Annotated in this window: 1 protein-coding gene; it reads right to left on the bottom strand. The window is 62.8% G+C overall.

Features of this window, described 5'->3' with window-relative positions; translation table 11 throughout:
* On the bottom strand, positions 1-392 hold a 392-nt coding region (locus NVV99_RS26385; RefSeq protein ID WP_260783285.1), incomplete at its 3' end, for a transposase.
* Between the last annotated feature and the right edge of the window lie 51 nt (positions 393-443).

Raw genomic sequence — 443 nt, 5'->3', positions numbered from 1 at the left:
CCGACCTGACTGTTCTCGATCCGCCCGGCGGTTCCGGAATACTGCCGAGCCACTCCGGCGGATCTGTTGCCCTTCTTGAGGAAACCGGTCTCGTCGACGATCAACACCCCGGTCTTTTCGTCGCCGATCGCCTCGACCACGACCTCGCGCACGTCATCGCGCAGCCCGTCGCAGTCCCAGGCGTAGAAGTTCAGCAGCCGCTGCATACCTTCCGGACCAGCGTCCCCAGCCGCCTCGGCCAACGTCCAGCCGTTCTTCCGTTCGACCTCCGCGAGCAATCCCCGGACATACGCCACCATCCGCCGCCGTGACTCCACCCGCGAGAACCGGTGCGCAAACCGACTGCAGAACGCTGTGAACCCGGCTGACCATTCCAATACCTCCGACTGCACCAAGATCAAGTACCATAGGCACAACCTCGGTCACAAACTGTCGTTGCAGTA

This window comes from Rhodococcus sp. PAE-6 (assembly GCF_025290685.1).
GTDB lineage: Bacteria > Actinomycetota > Actinomycetes > Mycobacteriales > Mycobacteriaceae > Rhodococcus > Rhodococcus pyridinivorans.
This window is presented reverse-complemented; position numbering and strand designations above follow the sequence as displayed.